Annotated in this window: 18 protein-coding genes; 11 read left to right on the top strand and 7 right to left on the bottom strand. The window is 64.3% G+C overall.

The features are described from left to right. Nucleotides 1-2: 2 nt before the first annotated feature. Nucleotides 3-1,052 (bottom strand): NAD(P)/FAD-dependent oxidoreductase, encoded by a 1,050-nt coding sequence (locus tag L0V05_RS02740; RefSeq protein WP_234868252.1) that lies wholly within the window; start codon nt 1,050-1,052, stop codon nt 3-5. 48 nt (nt 1,053-1,100) lie between these two features. Here L0V05_RS02740 and mnmC2 point away from each other — a divergent pair, with 48 nt between their 5' ends. The 3 genes from mnmC2 to L0V05_RS02755 are packed head-to-tail and all read left to right on the top strand — an operon-like array spanning nt 1,101 to nt 3,561. Next, on the top strand, nt 1,101-1,781 hold the full coding sequence (mnmC2, locus tag L0V05_RS02745; RefSeq protein ID WP_234868254.1) for a tRNA (5-methylaminomethyl-2-thiouridine)(34)-methyltransferase MnmC2: 681 nt from the start codon (nt 1,101-1,103) through the stop codon (nt 1,779-1,781). After that, nucleotides 1,778-2,677, top strand: coding sequence for a DMT family transporter (locus L0V05_RS02750; protein ID WP_234868256.1), 900 nt, complete (start codon nt 1,778-1,780; stop codon nt 2,675-2,677). The genes mnmC2 and L0V05_RS02750 overlap by 4 nt, the downstream gene beginning before the upstream one ends. Continuing rightward, complete coding sequence (locus L0V05_RS02755; protein ID WP_319937699.1) at nt 2,674-3,561, top strand: DMT family transporter; 888 nt, start codon at nt 2,674-2,676, stop codon at nt 3,559-3,561. Before L0V05_RS02750 ends, L0V05_RS02755 begins: the two co-directional genes overlap by 4 nt. Before the next feature lie 12 nt (nt 3,562-3,573). Here the strand turns inward: L0V05_RS02755 and L0V05_RS02760 are convergent, their stop codons facing one another. Next, a complete protein-coding gene (locus L0V05_RS02760; protein WP_234868258.1) occupies nt 3,574-5,541 on the bottom strand; it encodes a lytic transglycosylase domain-containing protein in 1,968 nt (655 codons plus the stop codon). Nucleotides 5,542-5,700: 159 nt separating this feature from the next. Here L0V05_RS02760 and dapA point away from each other — a divergent pair, with 159 nt between their 5' ends. From dapA to L0V05_RS02775, 3 genes are all read left to right on the top strand, one after another. Further along, nucleotides 5,701-6,585, top strand: coding sequence for a 4-hydroxy-tetrahydrodipicolinate synthase (gene dapA, locus L0V05_RS02765; protein ID WP_234868260.1), 885 nt, complete (start codon nt 5,701-5,703; stop codon nt 6,583-6,585). Nucleotides 6,586-6,644: 59 nt separating this feature from the next. Further along, complete coding sequence (locus tag L0V05_RS02770; RefSeq protein ID WP_234868262.1) at nt 6,645-7,490, top strand: DMT family transporter; 846 nt, start codon at nt 6,645-6,647, stop codon at nt 7,488-7,490. Between the two features lie 222 nt (nt 7,491-7,712). After that, nucleotides 7,713-8,312, top strand: coding sequence for a Hint domain-containing protein (locus tag L0V05_RS02775; protein WP_234868264.1), 600 nt, complete (start codon nt 7,713-7,715; stop codon nt 8,310-8,312). Nucleotides 8,313-8,330: 18 nt separating this feature from the next. Here the strand turns inward: L0V05_RS02775 and L0V05_RS02780 are convergent, their stop codons facing one another. Continuing rightward, on the bottom strand, nt 8,331-8,774 hold the full coding sequence (locus L0V05_RS02780; protein WP_234868266.1) for an ion channel: 444 nt from the start codon (nt 8,772-8,774) through the stop codon (nt 8,331-8,333). Between the two features lie 197 nt (nt 8,775-8,971). Here L0V05_RS02780 and smpB point away from each other — a divergent pair, with 197 nt between their 5' ends. The 4 genes from smpB to L0V05_RS02800 all read left to right on the top strand — a co-directional run bounded on the left by smpB (nt 8,972) and on the right by L0V05_RS02800 (nt 11,985). Then, nucleotides 8,972-9,445, top strand: a complete 474-nt coding sequence (smpB, locus tag L0V05_RS02785; RefSeq protein WP_234869183.1) for an SsrA-binding protein SmpB — start codon at nt 8,972-8,974, stop codon at nt 9,443-9,445. A gap of 104 nt (nt 9,446-9,549) precedes the next feature. Then, nucleotides 9,550-9,840: a hypothetical protein gene (locus L0V05_RS02790; protein WP_234868268.1), complete on the top strand. Its 291-nt coding sequence runs from the start codon at nt 9,550-9,552 to the stop codon at nt 9,838-9,840. 107 nt (nt 9,841-9,947) lie between these two features. Further along, nucleotides 9,948-10,799, top strand: coding sequence for a 3-mercaptopyruvate sulfurtransferase (gene sseA / locus L0V05_RS02795; RefSeq protein ID WP_234868271.1), 852 nt, complete (start codon nt 9,948-9,950; stop codon nt 10,797-10,799). 4 nt (nt 10,800-10,803) lie between these two features. Beyond that, the gene (locus tag L0V05_RS02800; RefSeq protein ID WP_234868273.1) at nt 10,804-11,985 is read left to right on the top strand and encodes an amino acid aminotransferase; all 1,182 of its coding nucleotides are present in this window, start codon (nt 10,804-10,806) and stop codon (nt 11,983-11,985) included. Between the two features lie 107 nt (nt 11,986-12,092). Here the strand turns inward: L0V05_RS02800 and L0V05_RS02805 are convergent, their stop codons facing one another. Then, nucleotides 12,093-13,526 carry an ammonium transporter gene (locus L0V05_RS02805; RefSeq protein ID WP_234868275.1) on the bottom strand — a complete coding sequence of 478 codons (1,434 nt, stop codon included), beginning with the start codon at nt 13,524-13,526 and terminating at the stop codon, nt 12,093-12,095. A 26-nt stretch (nt 13,527-13,552) separates the two neighbouring features. Next, complete coding sequence (locus tag L0V05_RS02810; RefSeq protein WP_234868277.1) at nt 13,553-13,891, bottom strand: P-II family nitrogen regulator; 339 nt, start codon at nt 13,889-13,891, stop codon at nt 13,553-13,555. A 265-nt stretch (nt 13,892-14,156) separates the two neighbouring features. Here L0V05_RS02810 and L0V05_RS02815 point away from each other — a divergent pair, with 265 nt between their 5' ends. Next, complete coding sequence (locus L0V05_RS02815) at nt 14,157-16,382, top strand: transglycosylase domain-containing protein (RefSeq protein WP_234868279.1); 2,226 nt, start codon at nt 14,157-14,159, stop codon at nt 16,380-16,382. Nucleotides 16,383-16,445: 63 nt separating this feature from the next. On the opposite strand, the gene L0V05_RS02820 is transcribed toward L0V05_RS02815, so the two are convergent. Both L0V05_RS02820 and L0V05_RS02825 read right to left on the bottom strand, forming a co-directional pair. Beyond that, complete coding sequence (locus tag L0V05_RS02820) at nt 16,446-17,051, bottom strand: MlaC/ttg2D family ABC transporter substrate-binding protein (protein ID WP_234868281.1); 606 nt, start codon at nt 17,049-17,051, stop codon at nt 16,446-16,448. Continuing rightward, nucleotides 17,041-17,844, bottom strand: a complete 804-nt coding sequence (locus L0V05_RS02825) for an MlaA family lipoprotein (protein ID WP_234868284.1) — start codon at nt 17,842-17,844, stop codon at nt 17,041-17,043. The genes L0V05_RS02820 and L0V05_RS02825 overlap by 11 nt, the downstream gene beginning before the upstream one ends. Nucleotides 17,845-17,847 lie beyond the last annotated feature (3 nt).

Below are 17,847 nucleotides of genomic sequence, written 5' to 3' on the forward strand. Positions count from 1 at the left end.
CCTCAGCGCTTCAGACTGGCTTCCACCCGGAAGTCGTCCGGAACCGTGTCGCGCCCGTCCAGGATCAGGTCTGCCATCACCTCGGCGACCTTCGGCGCCATGCCGAAACCGATCTTGAAGCCACCATTGGCAATGAACTCTCCCGGCCGGCCCGGCCATTCGCCCAGCATCGGCGCGCGCGATCGGGCACGGGGCCGCAGGCCAGCCCACCGGTCAACGACTGGCGCATCCTTCAGAGCCGGGCAGGCGGCGATGGCCTGCCGGTGAAGCAGCGCGAGCTGGTCATCGGTTGCGGACGGGTCGGTCCAACTGCGCTCGCTTGTCGATCCGATCGCCACGGTGCCATCTGAATGCGGGACGATGTGCAATCCATCGACAAAAAGCTGGGGCGCGACTGCGGCATCGTAACGTAGCGACAAAGCCTGACCCTTCACGGCGCCGCCGACCTCCTGCCCCAAGTCTTTCGACAATGCCGCAAGCCCCGCGACCCCGGTCGCCCACAGGATGGGTCCGGCGCCCTCTGGCTCTGCCCCCCGCTCGACCACCTCACTGCCCTTGGCACGGATCGCCGCAACCAAAGCCGTCGCGGCCATGCGCGGATGAAGCCGCGCAGACAGACTGTCCCAGAGCCAGAGGCCAGTCGGGCTTTCCGGACTGAAATCACCCGGCGTCTCGGTCACCCGCCACTCCGCCATGCCCCCCCAGTACTTCACCGCCCCTTCAGACCGGGCGAGCGCCTGGGTCACCGCTGTGGGGTCTGGCAAGGGTTGCAGGCGCCCGAGGCGGGCGTAGCCGGGGCTATGTCCACCCGCCTTTTCGATTTCGGCCCACCAGCCTTCGGCCATGACAAGGCTTTCGAACTGGAACTGCTTCTTGGGGTTCCATTGCTCCGGCACATGCGGCGCCAGAGCACCGACCAGCCCGCCGCTTGCCCCCGCCCCGATCCGGTCGCGCTCCAGCACGCGCACCCGCGCACCGCGTCGCGCTGCGGCCCAGGCGCAGGCGAGCCCGAAGACCCCCGCCCCCATCACCGTCAGATCGGCCCTTGCCATGCCCCGCGCCCTTGACCATTGTCCGCCGCGATCCGGGATGTAGGGCAAATGGCGGCGACGGGCCAGACGGCAGAGTTGGAATGGCGGGATGGCGCGATCCCGGTCTCGACCCGCTTCGACGATCCCTATTTCTCGCTCGCAGGCGGCCTGGCCGAAACGCGCCACGTCTTCCTTGCGGGAAACGACCTGCCTGCCCGCTTCCGGCCCGGCTTCCACATCGCGGAACTGGGCTTCGGCACAGGCCTGAACATGCTGGCTGCGCTCATCGCCTGGCGGCAAAGCGGAACGGCGGGACAGCTGCGCTTCACCTCCTTCGAGGCCTTCCCCATGAGCGCGCAGGACATCGCCCGTGCGCTGTCTGCCTTTCCGGAGGCCGAGTCGGTCGCAGCACCTTTCGTTGCCCAATGGGGCGAGGGCCGGACCCACATCGCCTTCGACGGCATCGAGATCGAGGTCATCCTCGGCGATGCGGGGGGCACGCTGCCCGCCTGGTCAGGCCGCGCGGATGCCTGGTTTCTAGACGGTTTTTCGCCCGCCAAGAACCCGGATCTCTGGTCAGATGCACTGATGACCGAGGTCGCTTGTCACACTGCGCCCGGCGGAACATTTGCGACCTACAGCGCGGCGGGCGGCATCCGTCGCGCCCTTGCCGCCGCAGGTTTCACCGTCGAGCGCCGCGCAGGCTTCGGCAACAAACGGCATATGACGGCAGGCAAGCTTTCTGAATGAACACGACCCGGCAGAACACGCGCCTCGGCATCGCGCTGATGATTGCGGCTGTCTTTTCCTTCTCGGTGCAGGATGCGCTATCGAAGCACCTCGCCGCCGCCTACAACCCGCTGATGGTGGTGATGATCCGTTACTGGGTCTACGCCGTCTTCGTGGTAATGCTGGCGCTGCGCCGCCCCGGCGGCTTGAGGCGCGGCGTCAAGACCCGCCATCCATGGCTACATCTGACTCGAGCAACGCTGCTGATCGCCGAAATCTGCGTGATCGTCACCGCCTATACGCTGATCGGCCTTATCAACACCCATGCGGTCTTTGCCGTTTGCCCTCTTTTGATCGCCGGCCTGTCCGTTCCGATTCTGGGCGAAAAGGTCGGGCTGGGCCGCTGGATCGCGATCGCGGTCGGCCTGGCGGGTGTGCTGGTCATTCTGCAACCCGGCTCCGGCGTCTTCACCCCCGCCGCACTTCTGCCGCTCGCCTCAGCGACGATGTTCGCCTTCTACAGCCTGTTGACCCGACGCGCGACACAGGCCGAGGACGCCTACCTGAGCCTGTTCTGGTCTGGCATCTTCGGAGCAGCGCTCATCACGGTCGTCGGCTTGCCGCACTGGGAGCCAATGAGCGGCGCCGACTGGGGCTGGATGGCGATGTACGGCCTTGTGGCGGTCTTTGCCAACTGGCTCCTGATCCGCTGCTATGAGGTGGCCGAGGCCAGCGCGGTCCAGCCCTTTGCCTATCTTCAGATCGTGTTCGTAAGCATCGTCGGCATCGTCGTATTCGACGAGACGCTTGCCAGCAACGTGCTGATCGGCGTCGTGATCGTCGTCGGCGCCGGCCTCGTCGCGCTGATGCTCGAACGCAAACGGGGCCTGCCGCCCGTCCCTGAGTCCGTCGCGTGAAAACGGCGCAGAACACCCGCCTCGGCATCTGGCTGATGGTCGCCACGACGGCGATCTTCGCCCTACAGGATGGCGTCTCGCGCCATCTCGCCGCGAACTACAACGTCTACATGGTGGTGATGATCCGCTTCTGGTTCTTTGCCGCCTTCGTTGCCGCGACCGCAGCGCGCAGACAAGGAGGATTGGCGGGGGCCACCCGCACGCGCTATCCGTGGATCCAGCTGAGCCGCGGGATCCTGCTGGTCGCCGAAATCTGTGTGATGGTCTACGCCTTCACGCTGCTCGGGCTGGTGGCCAGCCATGCGGTCTTCACCTCTTACCCGCTTCTGGTGGCCGCATTGTCGGGGCCGGTGCTGGGCGAAAAGGTCGGCTGGCGACGGTGGGCCGCAATCGGCATCGGCTTTCTTGGCGTGCTCATCATCCTTGAGCCCGGCGTCGCCGTGTTCTCTCCGCTGGCTCTGATCCCTTTGCTCGCGTCGTTTCTGTTCGCGCTTTACAGCCTGATGACCCGATACGTCGCGCGCGGGGACAGCGCGGCCGTCAGCTTCTTCTGGACCGGCATGACCGGCGCGCTGGTCATGACCCCTGCCGGCCTGTGGCACTGGCAATGGATGTCCGCCGGCGACTGGGTCTGGATGGGCCTTCTGTGCTGCACGGCTGCGGCGGGGCATTGGCTTCTGATCCGCGCCTACGCGGTGGCGGAGGCCAGCGCGGTACAGCCTTTCGCCTATCTGCAACTCGTCTTCGTCTCGATCATCGGCCTTACCGTCTTCGATGAACGGTTGGAGACGAATGTGGTCATCGGCACCACTATCGTCGTCTGCGCCGGCCTGTTCACGCTGTGGCGGCAGAGGATCAGGGCGAAACAGGCCGGTGGCGGCTGACGCCCGCGCGCGTTAGCCCTTCAACTCGCCGGTGATGTTCACCGGGCCGACCTTTCCCTTGAGCTTGGCCCGATACACCACCAGTGCCTCGGACACGCGCATCACATAGGTCCGGGTTTCCTTGAACGGGATCATTTCGACCCAGTCCACCACATCCACGTCCTCGCGTCGCGGATCGCCGAGCTGCTCCATCCACGCCTTCGGCCTTCCCGGCCCCGCATTGTAGGCCGAGGCAATCAACGCCACCGATGGGCCGAACTGATCGACCATCTGCGCAAGATAGGCCGAGCCGAGCGCGGCGTTGTAATCAGGATCTGTCGTCAGTTTCGATGCCACGAAGGACCGGCCCGTCTGGCTGGCCATGCGTTTGGCGGTTTCCGGCATGAGCTGCATAAGGCCCTGCGCGCCGGCGCTGCTGACCACGGTCGGATCGAATTCGCTTTCGCGCCGCGCAATAGAGAGGGCAAGTGCACGGCTGACTGGCAGGCCGTCGGGCACCATGCCGGTGACCGGGAAATAGGCGCGCGGCAGGATCACCCCGCGATCCGCCGCTTCCTTCGCGACAACGACCGCCACATGCGGGTTGTCGATGTCCAGGGCGAGTTCGGCAAGCTGGGCAAGCTCCGACGGATCAAGACCGTCAGCGAGATGAACGAAGAAGCGTTTCGCCGTTGCCTTGTCGCCCGCCTTTTCAAGAAGCAGGGCCGCGGCGAGCACCGAGGATTTCGCGAAGGATGCCTTGCGCCAATCCGGGTAGCGATCCTTGCCCAGCATCGTCGGGTCTAGATCCGCGCCTATCCGCTCGGCAGCCAGAAGGCCGTAATAGGCCGACTGGTATTTAGCAGCGCGGGCATAGGCAGCCCGGGCTTCGGCTTGCTTGCCCATCGCCTCGTAGCTGCGACCCTCCCAATAGGCGCCGCGCGACACGCTGATCGGCGTGCTGACGGCAGCGGTAAGGTTCTGGAAATGCGTCAGCGCAGCGCCGTAGTCGTGCAGGCTCCGCAGCGCAATGAAGCCGGAGACGAATTCAAGCTCCGCATAGTCGGCGCCCCCGGCGAGATGATGCGAGGAAGCAACCTTGTAGGCCGTTCGGGGATCGCCGTCGCGCAGAAGGCGACGCGCCAGCAAAGCGCGCCGCTCTGCCCATTCCTCTGGCTGGCCGAGAGTTACGTCGCTGGCCGAGGCGGCGACAATCGTATCCGCCGCGTCCTCGTAGCGATCCTTGCGCATCCGCCACAGGAAACGTTCGTAGGCCAGACCAGGATTGTCGGCGAGACTTTCCGGGACAGCCTTCAGCTTGACATCGACAGAAGGTGACTCTACCCGCAGAGCAATCCGTGCCTGCCCAAGCGCCGCCCAACCTCGCGAGACACGCGGGAGCATTCGGGCTGCCTCGTCTGTATCACCATCCCAGAGAAGGCGGTCCAACCGCTGTTCGTTCACCTTGGCCAGTGCCTTCGGATACATAGCCAGAAGTTCGCTTTCCTGATCCGGCGTGAAGGACAGGGCGATCCAGCCGCGCATCGCCTCGGTCTGCGCTGCCTCGGCATTACCGGTTGCGGCAAAGGCCTTAACCAGCGCGATCGAACCTTTCGCCGTGGCCGGCTGGGCCTCGGCGAAATAGGCGATCACCCGCTCGGGCGTGGTCGAGCGGGCAACGGCCTCTTCCCCCTTGATGCGAATGATCTTGCGGCCCGGCCAATCGGGGCGGCGTTCGAGGAAGGACTCGTAGTCTCCAAGCGTCGCGTCCCCGGCACGCAACCGGAACCACTCGACGATGTCGCCGGAAATCGGATCCTCGACAGTCGCTTCGGCGCCGGCCCAGTCGCCAGCCCGCGCCTCGGCGAGCGCGCTGCGCAGGGCCCCCGCCTTGTCGGCATGAGCCGGGGGCGCGGCAAGGATGGCCAGCGCCATCACGAGGGGGCGCAAGAACGGCCGGAACGGGGTCTGGCGGGCGAGGTTGGAACGATGCGTCAGCATGGGTGCTTTTTGCCTTCACCAGAGTCGCGCCGCAACACACAAATGTGCCAGTTATCCACAGGTCCTTCCCCCTGTTGGCAATCGGCATCGGGGCCGCTAGGAAAGCCCCATTTGCAACGGGGCGACTCGACCGCCCGATCATCCGAGGAGACGCGTGCCATGATCGAAAGGATCAAGGGATCCATCCCTGCCCTGGTGACGCCGTTCAAGAACGGCGAGCTGGATCTGGATACGCTGAAAAAGCTGGTCGAATGGCATATCGAGCAGGGCTCGACCGGCCTCGTTCCGGTCGGCACCACGGGCGAAAGCCCGACGCTGAGCCATGAAGAGCACGAGCGGGTGATCGAGGAAACGGTCAAGGCCGCCGCCGGTCGCGTCCCGGTCATCGCCGGGGCCGGGTCGAACAACACGGCCGAAGGCATCCGCCTGATCCTCCATGCCGAACGCGTTGGCGCAGATGCCGCTCTGGTGGTGACGCCCTATTACAACAAGCCGACCCAGGCCGGGCTGATCGCGCATTTCACCGCCCTGCACGACTGCTGCAACCTGCCGATCGTGATCTACAACATTCCCGGCCGCTCGGTCGTGGATATGACGCCCGAGACAATGGGTGTTCTGGCCAAGCTGCCCCGGATCATCGGCGTCAAGGATGCGACCGGCAAGATCGAACGCGTGAGCCAGCAGCGCGCCGCCTGCGGCAAGGACTTCATCCAGCTCTCGGGCGAGGACGCAACGGCTCTTGGCTTCAACGCCCATGGCGGCGTCGGCTGTATCAGCGTGACGGCCAACGTCGCGCCGAAGCTTTGCGCCGAGTTCCAGGCGGCGACGCTCGCCGGCGACTATGCCAAGGCGCTCAGCTATCAGGATCGTCTGATGCCGCTGCACGAGGCGATCTTCCTTGAACCGGGGCTGGCGGGCGCAAAGTATGGCCTGTCGCGGCTTGGCATGTGTTCGGAAGAGGTTCGCCTGCCGCTCGTGGGCCTGACCGACGGCACCAAGGCCCGGATCGACGCGGCGATGCGCCATGCGGGGATCCTGAACTGAGCCTCGATCTCTCCGCCGTCGCCACCGGCGCCAGGGCAAACCTTCAGGGCAGCTTCTGGATGGTCGCGGCGATGGCGGGCTTTGCCATCGAGGACATGTTCCTGAAATCGGCCGCGGCCACCTTGCCGGTGGGCGAGATCCTGATCCTGTTCGGCGGGGCGGGTATGCTCGTGTTTGCTGCACTCGCCAAGTCGCGCGGCGAGCAGGTGCTCCACGTTGCCATCCTGACCCCGGTTATCCTGATCCGCGCGCTATTCGAGGTGACGGGGCGACTGTTCTACACTCTGGCGATCGCGCTTACGCCCCTGTCGAACGCGTCGGCCATCCTTCAGGCAACACCGCTTGTCGTGATCGCTGGCGCGGCCCTCGTCTTTGGCGAACGGGTCGGCTGGCGACGCTGGACAGCGGTGTTCGTGGGCTTCGTGGGTGTCCTCGTCATCCTGCGCCCCGGTCTTGAAGGATTCACGCCGCTGACGCTTTTGGCGGTCATTGGAACCCTCGGCTTTGCCGGACGCGACCTGGCCACACGCGCCGCGCCACCGGTGCTATCGAACTTCCAATTGGGGGTCTACGGCTTTGCCATGATGGTTCCGGCGGGGGCGCTGTTGCTTGCTCTCTCCGGCGGCGCCGCGATACCGGACCGCTTTGCAGCAGCCTTCCTGGCCTGCGCAACCGGGATCGGCGTTCTCGCCTATTACGCCCTGACCCGCGCCATGCGCACCGGCGACGTCTCGGTCGTGACGCCCTTCCGCTATACCCGCCTGATCTTCGCGATGATCCTGGGTATGGGAATCTTTGCCGAGCGGCCCGATCTCCTGACCATCGTCGGATCGGTTCTGATCGTCGCCAGCGGGGTCTACGCGCTGCTGCGTAGCCGTCGGCGCGCGACCGAATCAATCACTTAGGTGAGCAACAATTCCGTCTGACCGGTCGAATTGATGGTTAACGCAACGCTAATGCGAGTTTCCTGACAGAACGATCGTTTTGGCTGCGGCGGATCATCCGGCATGTCGAAACGGTGCCGTCCAGCGGCCCTCAGCGTGACGAAAAAATGGCGAAATCCGGGTCCTTCTTGGGCACATGGCCAGATCGGCCGCCACAGGACTTAACCAGAAAGGAAAACGCCCATGTTCATGCAGGACCTGACCCGCCTCATCGCCCGTGCCACCCCGATGCCGGTCGCACGCGCCCTGCCGCGCTGCGGCCTGGTGTCTGGCACGCTGATCGAGACCGCCCAAGGCTGGGTGCGTGTCGAGGAGCTTCGCCGCGGTGACCTTGTCCACAGCTTTGACGGCGGGCTGCGCGAGGTGGTGGCTCTGGATCGCGACTGGCTTGCACCCGGCAAGGTTGAACTGGTCCATCTCGCAGGCGGCGTGATGGGCAACTGCGCGGATGTGGCACTCATGCCCGGCCAGGCGCTGCTGATCGACTGCTGGGACGAACCCGATGTCGACGGCGCGGTCGTTGCGCTGGTTCCGGCCGCCGCGATGATCGGGCTTTCCGGCACCAGCCTTGCGCAGACCCGCGGCGCAACGGAGGTCGTGATCCCGGTCTTCGCCGAAGAAGAGGTCGTTCATGCCCAAGGCGGGCTATTGCTGCATTGCCCCGGCGTCGGCAGCCGCACCCGCCACAGCGAAGCTGGATTCTTCACCCGGCTCTCCCGCGAACGCGCGCATCAGCTTCTGTGCAAACGCCTTCAGCAGTCCCCCTCGCTGGTTTGGGCGTAACGTTCCGGCAAGGTGCTTTCAGCCGGCCTTGCGCCGGCTTTCGACCTGGCTGAGCCGGATCTGGCGCAAAGCCTCGATCATCAGCGCGCAGAGAAGGCCAAAATTCAGGAAGCCGTTTGCCGCCTCCATCCCCGAAAGGATGCGCCACCCCTTCGGCATGACGATGTCACCCAGACCGAGGGTCGTGAAGCAGACCAGCGAGAAATAGACCGCCTCTTCCAAGGTCTCGAAGATGCCCAGGAACAGATAGGCGCTGGCCCAGATCCACACCCCTGCGGTGACGACGCCCAGAACCCAGAGGGACACGGTCGCCACCAGAAACACAAGCTTCGGACGGTGCGGCGGCGCCAGCAGCCATGGATGGACGCGGACGAAGACAACTTCGAGCAGCATGGCGGCAACCGCCGCAAAGGTGATGTTGAAGATCAGAAGAAGGGTCCCTATTCCGATTTCCACTGCCATGACCGACCTCCTGCAGTGTCTTCACATCCGGTTTCAAAGATATGTGCGGTTCTAAGCCTTCCCAAGACGGTACGGATCAGATGTCTTGCGAGTGACCTTCCCGCCACGCCAGCCGTGATGATTGCGGGCCTCCTGGCGTGCCCCTGGCATGCACACGACTGGACTCGCCCCGGTCGGTCGCCTATCTCGAGCGGGTCATGGCCCAGAAATCAGACCCGAACTCGAAACTCATCGCCGAGAACCGCCGCGCCCGCTTCGATTACTTCATCGAAAGCGATCTGGAGGCTGGCATCGTGCTGACCGGGTCCGAGGTCAAGTCATTGCGCCAGGGCGGCGCGAACATCGGCGAAAGCTATGCGAGTGTCGAAGGCGGCGAGCTCTGGCTCATCAACGGCTATATCGCGCCCTACCTTCAGGCCAAGACCTGGGGCCATGAAGAGCGGCGGCGGCGCAAGCTTCTGGTCAGCAAGAAGGAGCTGTCTCGCCTGTGGAACGCCACAGCGCGCGAGGGGATGACAATCGTTCCGATCGCCATGTATTTCAACGACCGCGGCGTGGTGAAGCTGAAGATCGGCGTGGCCAAGGGCAAGAAGCTGTCCGACAAGCGCGAGACGGAAGCCAAGCGCGACTGGGGTCGCGAAAAGGCCCGATTGTTGAAGCAGGGCGCATAATCCTTAATTTCTGCTTCATTATTCGCCAGATTGACGCATAGTAACTTTGCCCGGCGCGAGGGGCACGCGACCGGGGCACCGTCATCGGCCCCGAAAGGGAATGTATGGAACAGTTGATTATTCAGCTCGTCGCCGGCGCCATCGGCGGAAATGCGGCGGGCAAGGCAATGCCGAACGCCAATCTCGGCGGCCTCGGCAACACCATTGCCGGCCTCGTCGGCGGTGGCATCCTTGGCCAGATCGTCCAGATGCTGTTGAGCAGCGGCGCGGTTGACGCCGCCGCAGGCGCTGCCGGCCTCGATATTGGTTCGATCGTGGCGAACCTCGCCTCGGGCGGCATCGGGGGCGCTGTGCTGACGGCGATCATCGGTATGCTGAAGAACCGCTCTGCCTGAGCGCACCTGGCCCGCGGCCCCTGCGCCGCGGGCCCTTGCCATCACGTCTTGCCCAGACCCGCCGCAGCCCGCTATGGGTTGGCAGGCAATATGGATGGGGGGCGCGTATGGCCACGGACGATCCCAAGACACTGGTCTCAACCGCCTGGCTCGAGGCGCATCTGAACGACCCCGATCTGCGGATTATTGACGCGTCCTGGTACATGCCGGATGCGGGTCGCGATCCCAAGGGCGAGTATCTGGCCGCCCATATCCCCGGCGCGCGCTTTTTCGACATCGACGAGATCTCGGACCAGCGTTCGGCCCTGCCCCACATGGCGCCTCCACCCGAGAAGTTCATCAGCCGGATGCGGGCAATGGGCGTGGGCGACGGCCACCAGGTGGTGATTTATGACGGTGCGGGCATCTTCTCGGCGCCGCGCGTCTGGTGGACCTTCCGCCTGATGGGCAAGACCGATGTTGCGGTGCTGGATGGCGGGCTGCCGAAATGGCGTGCCGAGGGGCGACCGATCGAAGATATGCCGCCGGTCCTGCGCGACCGCCACATCACCGTGCAGCGCCAGGCAAGCCTGGTGAAGGACGTGACGCAAGTCGCCCATTCCAGCAAGCTTGGCGATGCCGAGATCGTCGATGCCCGTTCCGCCGCGCGCTTCAAGGGCGAGGCGCCCGAGCCACGCCCCGGCCTGCGCTCGGGGCATATTCCGGGCTCTAAGAACCTGCCCTGGAACGGTCTTCTCAACGCCAACGGCACGATGAAAGATCCTGATGCGCTGAAAGCGGCCTTCGTGGCGGCGGGCATCGATCTGGCCAAGCCGGTCATCACGACCTGCGGTTCGGGCGTTTCAGCGGCGATCCTGAGCCTGGCGCTGGAGCGCATCGGGCACCGGAACCACTCGCTCTACGACGGCAGCTGGGCCGAATGGGGCATGTATGACGACCTGAAGGTCGCGAAAGGATAAGACCATGTTCGAGGCGCTGAAGCCGCAGGCGCAGGACAAGATCCTGGCGCTCATCCAGATGTTCCGCGACGATCCGCGCGACGGCAAGATCGACCTCGGTGTGGGCGTCTACAAGGATGCAACTGGCCTGACCCCCGTCATGCGCGCGGTCAAGGCCGCCGAAAAGAAGCTGTGGGAAGAAGAGAAAACCAAGACCTATACCGGTCTTGCGGGAGAGCCTGCCTTCCACGCCGCGATGATCGACCTGATCCTTGACGGCACAGTGCCACACGATCGCGTTGCGGCCGTCGCGACCCCGGGCGGCACCGGCGCAGTGCGGCAGGCGCTGGAGCTCATCAGGCTCGCCTCTCCACACGCCACAGTATGGATCAGCGACCCGACCTGGCCGAACCACCCATCGATCATTCGCTACCTGGGCATGCCGATGGCCGAGTACCGCTATTTCGACGCTGCAACGCGCGGGCTCGACTTCGACGGGATGATGGCCGATCTGGCCAAGGTAAAGGCAGGCGATGTGGTCCTGCTGCACGGCTGCTGTCACAACCCCACGGGCGCCAATCCGACGCCAGATCAATGGGCCAGGATTGCCGACCTGCTGGCCGAGAAGGGCGCTGTGCCTCTGGTTGATCTTGCCTATCAGGGGTTCGGGGACGGGCTTGACGAGGATGCTGCAGCCACGCGGCTGATCGCAAAGCGCCTGCCCGAAGTTCTGATCGCCGCGTCCTGCTCAAAGAACTTCGGCATATACCGCGAACGCACGGGCATCCTGCTGGCGGTAGGCGATGCGGCAGGCAAGGCGACGGTACAGGCGAACCTCGCCTTCCTGAACCGTCAGAACTACTCGTTCCCGCCCGATCACGGGGCGCGTCTGGTCACGATGATCCTGACCGATCCGAGCCTGCGGACGATGTGGAAGGAAGAGTTGGAGGAGGTCCGGCTGAACATGCTGGGCCTGCGCCGTCAGCTGGCCGAGGAACTGCGCCGCCTGACCAATTCAGACCGCTTCGACTTCATCGCCAATCACCGCGGCATGTTCTCGCGCATCGGTGCGACACCGGAAGAGGTTGAGCGGCTTCGGGTCGAGCGCGGCATCTATATGGTGGGCGATTCACGGCTGAACATCGCCGGGCTGAACGCCGAAACCGTTCCGTTACTGGCGCGTGCCATCGCCGACATCGTCGCCTGAATACAAGTCGGCCCGGACGAGGGAGAGGCTCGTCCGGGCCGTAGATTGCGCGGGGGAGGAGGTCCGCGCGTGGTACGGCCCGCAAGTGTGGGCGGGCCGATTCCGGATCACATGTTGTAGGCGCTTTCGCCGTGCGAGGTCTGGTCCAGACCCTGACGCTCGTCCTCGGCGCTCGGGCGCAGGCCGAACAGCAGGTCGATGACCTTGTAGAGGACAAAGGACATCACGCCCGACCAGACCAGCGTCACAAGAACCGCCTTGATCTGTGTGGTGACCTGCGCCGCCATGTCGAACTCGCCGGCAACGGCCGGGAACTGGGTGTAGTCAAGCCAGCCCTGACCGCCAAGCGACGGGGCAGCAAGGATACCCGTTCCGATGGCGCCGACGATCCCGCCGACGCAGTGCACGCCGAACACGTCCAGCGTGTCGTCGTACTTCAGCTTGGACTTCACCGTCGAGACGAAGAAGTAGCAGATCGGCGAGACGATCAGGCCCAGCACCACCGAGCCCATCGGGCTGGCGAAACCGGAGGCCGGCGTGATCGCGACAAGGCCCGCAACCGCACCCGTCACAGCACCCAGCATCGAGGCGCGGCCATGATGGGCCTGTTCGACAAGGCTCCAGGCCAGCGCCGCGGCAGCGGTCGCGACGAAGGTGTTGAGGAAGGCGAGCGCCGCAAGACCATTCGACTCGAGGTTCGAACCGGCGTTGAAGCCAAACCAGCCAACCCACAGAAGCGAGGCGCCGATCATGGTCATGACCAGGCTGTGCGGCGGGGTCGCTTCCTTGCCGAAGCCGATGCGAGGGCCGATGACAAGGCAGCCAACCAGACCGGCGATGCCCGCATTGATGTGAACCACGGTGCCGCCAGCGAAGTCGAGCGCGCCCATGCCCCAGAGCATGCCGTAGTCGGTCGGATTATCCGGCAGGAAGTCCGGGCCGGCCCAATACCAGACCATATGCGCCATCGGATAGTAGACGATGGTCGACCACAGGACGACGAACAGCATCAGCGGCCAGAACTTGACCCGTTCGGCGAAGGCGCCGACGATCAGCGCCGGCGTGATGCAGGCGAAGGTCATCTGGAAGATGACGAAGGCGTATTCCGGGATGTAGACGTTGTTCGAGAAGGTCGCGGCATAGCTGCCGGTGCTCACGCCGGCCAGGAAGGCCTTGCTGAAGCCGCCGACGTAAGGGCTGCCGCCAGTAAAGGCCAAGCTGTAGCCGTAGACGATCCAGAGCAGCGCGGCGATCGAGACGATCATGAAGACCTGCATCAGGAGGCTGAGCATGTTCTTCGACCGGACAAGACCACCATAAAACAGGGCTAGGGCCGGGATCGACATAAGCAGGACCAGGGCCGAGCTCACCAGCATCCAGGTCGTATCGCCCTTGTCGACCATGCCTGCCATGGCAGCGGCGTCGGGCGCCTTGATCGGGCCAGTCACGACCTCGACGGCTGTTTCCTGCGCCCAGACCGGCAAGGCGCCGAGGCTGGCTGCCGCTGCGCCGAGCGCGAATGATTTTATCGAATTCGACATTGTTCTTTCTTTCCCCACCACTCGCGTCACAGCGCGTCGTCGTTGAGTTCGCCCGTCCGCACCCGGACAGCCTGCAGAACATCAAGGACGAAAATCTTGCCGTCGCCGATCTTGTCGGTCTTGGCTGTCGTCCGGATCGTCTCGACCACGGATTCTGCAAGATTGTCGCTGACCACGACTTCCAGACGGACCTTCGGCACGAAGTTCACCGCATACTCGGCACCCCGGTAGATCTCGGTATGTCCGGACTGGGAGCCGAACCCCTTGATCTCGGTCACCATCATGCCGCGAACGCCGATGGCGGTGAGCGCTTCGCGCACCTCCTCCAGCTTGAACGGCTTGATTGCTGCAATAATGAGTTTCACGACCATCCCCTTCATGGTTGGTGGGCGACCCAGCGCGTCCCCAGCGAGATCAAGGCCGCGTGATGGAATTCCACACAAGGAAGGGGCAGACAGGTCACGCCGAGACCAATTGCGATCTGCTCAAAAATTACACATTTTCATCGCTTCGATTAAAAATTAATCGATACACGAACACGAATCGACGGTGTCCGCGCTCCACATTCGTCACAGGACAGGCTAGAGTCGTCTTCAAAGCAGGCGCACGCAACGAACGGGCGAAACAGGCATGAGCAGTACTGGCGATTGGCGACCACCCCTGGTGGCGGATCGGCGCTACATGGCACAAAGTTCCGGAGCCCGTCCGAAGAGTGGCGGCACACGCGGCTCTGGCGGAGGCGGAGGGCGAAAACCGCCGTCTTCCGGCTCGCGGACTGCGCCCAAGGGCCGCCCGCCGCGCCGCAACCCGATCAGCGCCTTTTTCGGGGGCATCTTCCGCTGGATATTCAGGGTGCTCTGGGGGATCGGCTGGCGCGTTGCCTTCCTGCTCGCAATCGCGGTAGGGACCTCGACGCTTTATTTCTACCAGAAGCTCCCGGAGCTTTCGGACCTGCTCGACGGTCGCGCCCGCGGGTCTGTCACGCTGCTTGACCGCAACGGCGATGTCTTCGCCTGGCGCGGCGAAACCTTCGGCGGTCAGATTGATGCGCAGCACGTCTCCCCCAATCTGCGAAACGCCATCGTCGCAACTGAAGACCGTCGGTTCTACTATCATCTCGGGATCAGCCCGCGCGGCATCATCGGCGCCATGCGCATCAACCTGGCTGAAGGGCGCGGCCCGCTGGAAGGCAACGGCGGCTCGACCATCACCCAGCAGGTCGCCAAGCTGCTCTGCCTTGGCGTGCCCTACGATCAGGCCAACTGGAAATCGGAAGCGGATTACGAGGCCGATTGCCGGTCGGGCGGGGTCTACCGCAAGATCAAGGAAGTGCCCTTCGCCCTTGCTCTCGAGGCCAAGTATTCCAAGGACGAGATCCTGACGATCTACCTCAACCGCGCTTATCTCGGCGCGGGCACACGAGGGTTCGAGGCCGCCGCCCAGCGGTATTTCGGCAAGTCCGCAAATGACGTAACCCCGGCCGAGGCGGCGATGCTGGCAGGCCTGCTCAAGGCACCGTCCTATTACGCGCCGACCAACAACCTGGAACGGTCACGCGAGCGGGCGAACATCATCATCGGCCTGATGGAAGAGGAAGGCTACCTGACCAAGGAGCAGGCCGACGAGGCGCATGCGCATCCGGCGAAGTTGTCTGCAGCCGCGGCGGCCCGGTCGGGCGGCTTCTTCGCCGACTGGGTGATGGATTCCGGCCCCTCCTACCTGACGCGGAACACGACTGAGGACGTCATCATCCGCACGACATACGACCAGCGGATACAGAAGGCCGCGGAGACGGCGCTGAACGATGTCTTCGCGACAAAGCTTAAGGAAGGGTCCAAGGCGCAGGCCGCTGTCGTTGTCATGTCGGCCGACGGCGCCGTGCGGGCGATGGTGGGCGGCCGCAACACCGCCGATGCCGGCGCGTTCAACCGCGCGACCCAAGCACTTCGGCAGACGGGTTCGAGCTTCAAGCCGTTTGTCTATGCCGCCGCGCTCGACCTTGGCTATTCGCCCAGCGATTATGTCGATGACAGCCCGCTGACGCTATACACCCCGGGTTCCGGCAATTGGTCGCCCGACAACTACGACCACGAATACCATGGCGTCATCACGCTGACCGACGCGCTTGCCGAGTCCCGCAACATTCCGGCGGTGAAGGTGTCCGAGGCAGCGGGGCGCGACAATGTCCGCCGCGTTGCCAGCGGCTTCGGCATCACCTCGAACCTTGCAGACGGTCCGGCACTTGCGCTTGGCGTGTCGGAGGCCACGCTGATCGACATGACGGGCGCCTATGCCGGCATCCTGAACGGCGGCTCGGCGGTTCAGCCCTATGGCCTGACCGATCTGCGGCTGATGGGCGACGACACTCCGCTGATGGGCCAGGAGGGCGGCCTGGGGGAACGTGTCATCTCCGAACAGGCCGCGCGGGAGCTAACCTACATGATGACTCAGGTCGTCGAACGCGGCACCGGACGCCGCGCCATGCTGTCCGACCGGCAGGTGGCGGGCAAGACTGGCACAACGCAGGCCGCCCGCGACGCCTGGTTCCTCGGTTTCTCGGCCGACTACGTGACCGGGGTCTGGATGGGCTATGACGACAACACACCGATGCAAGGCGTGACCGGTGGTGGCCTGCCTGCCGAAATCTGGCACGAGGTGATGGTGCGCGTGGAAGAAGGCCTGCCACCCAAGCCGCTGCCGATGATCATCCCCGAACCACGCCTTCCGCCCGTGGCGCAGGCGTCGCCGGGCAATAGCGGCGCGAACCCGGCCCCCGCTGGCGGCAACCGCAACCAAGGCGAAGGCGGCTTCTTCCAGCAGGTCTTCAGCGCCTTCGGCAAGAACAGGCAGGACTGATCCCTAACGAAGAAGGGCGGCCAAATGGACCGCCCTTCTTCCCCATCGTGCGCTGCTGCGACGTCAGGTCTTCTTCAACTGCGCAATGAGCTTGTCCAGATCGCCGCCCTGCTTGTCGAGCATTGCGCCGATTTCGGTCCGCTCGGTCGACAGCATGTTTACGCCCTCGATGATGAGGTTGAAGAACTTGTCCCGCCCGGACTTGTCCGAGACATGCCAGCGCAGATCGAACGGCGCCTCGCCCTGCAGATAGGCCGTCGAGATCACCTCGTAATAGCTCTTGAGCGGCTGGGCGCCCGTGACCTCGATCCGCCCGCCGATGAATTCGCGGAAGCGCCGGCCATACTTGCGCGAGATGTAGCCCTGATAGGCTTGGGTGAAGGCCTTCATCTGGGCCGGGCTCGCCTGACGCGCCGCCGGGCCCAGGGCCGACCGCGCAATTGCCTGAACGTCAGCGTACTTGGCAAAGATCTGCTCGAACTTTGCCAGCATCTGCGCCTCGGATGCGCCAGAGTTGATGACCGCAGTGACCTGGCCCGTCACCTCGTTGATGAGCGCACGCGCCTGGTCGACGGTCAGCGCCAGCGCACCACGCGGGAGCAATACGGCGGTGGCCATAGCGCCAAGGCCAAGCCCAAGCACTGTCCGGCGATTGGTTTCAGTTGCCATTGCTGTCCTCGTAGGGGTCAATGAAGCTATCGTCTGCATATGGGTCTTCGAAGCCGTTCGCGCCATCCGAGCTTGTCGTCTGACCCAGACTGTAGCGCCTGTTCTGAAGATAGAGGAGGCGCGCCTGAGCATAGCTGTCGGCACTTTCATATAGAATGGAGTCGATCGTCGCCGAATACCTGTCACGATAATTGAGATCGTCAACCACGACCAATCCATAGGCGGCAAGTGCCTCACCAGTGGGAAGGACATACCAGATCGGATCCAGCACCAGATCGCCGATCCGGCCAAACATGTCGCGCTCGGTCGATGGACCGAAAACCGGCAGTTCGACGTAGTTTCCTTCGCCGAACCCCCAGACATGCAGCGTCTCGCCGAAATCCGTGGGCTGCTCGGGAAGGCCCGCGACGGTCGAGACATCGACCAACCCGCCAAAGCCGAGTGTGCTGTTGATCGCGAACCGCACGGTATTCTCGACCGCCTTGCCCAGCCGAAGCTGCAGAATGTTGTTCACGATGTCGTTCGGCACCGCGAGATTCGAGGCGAAGTTCGACAGCCCTCGGCGCAACGGACCCGGCTGAACCTCGCTGACCCCAGCAGAAACCGGTCGGACAAAGAACTTGTCGATCGCCTTGTTGGCCTCATGTACTTCGCGGTTATCTGCCTCTTTCGGATCCTTGATGCCCGTCGGCGCTGGAGCGGGTCCGCAGGACACCAGCACGCCAAGGGCCAGGCACGTCAGAAGGACGTGCCTCTGAGCGGAAAGCAGACGCAGGATGGAGATCAGGGGCATCAG

Source organism: Alitabrizicola rongguiensis (assembly GCF_021491355.1).
GTDB lineage: Bacteria > Pseudomonadota > Alphaproteobacteria > Rhodobacterales > Rhodobacteraceae > Aliitabrizicola > Aliitabrizicola rongguiensis.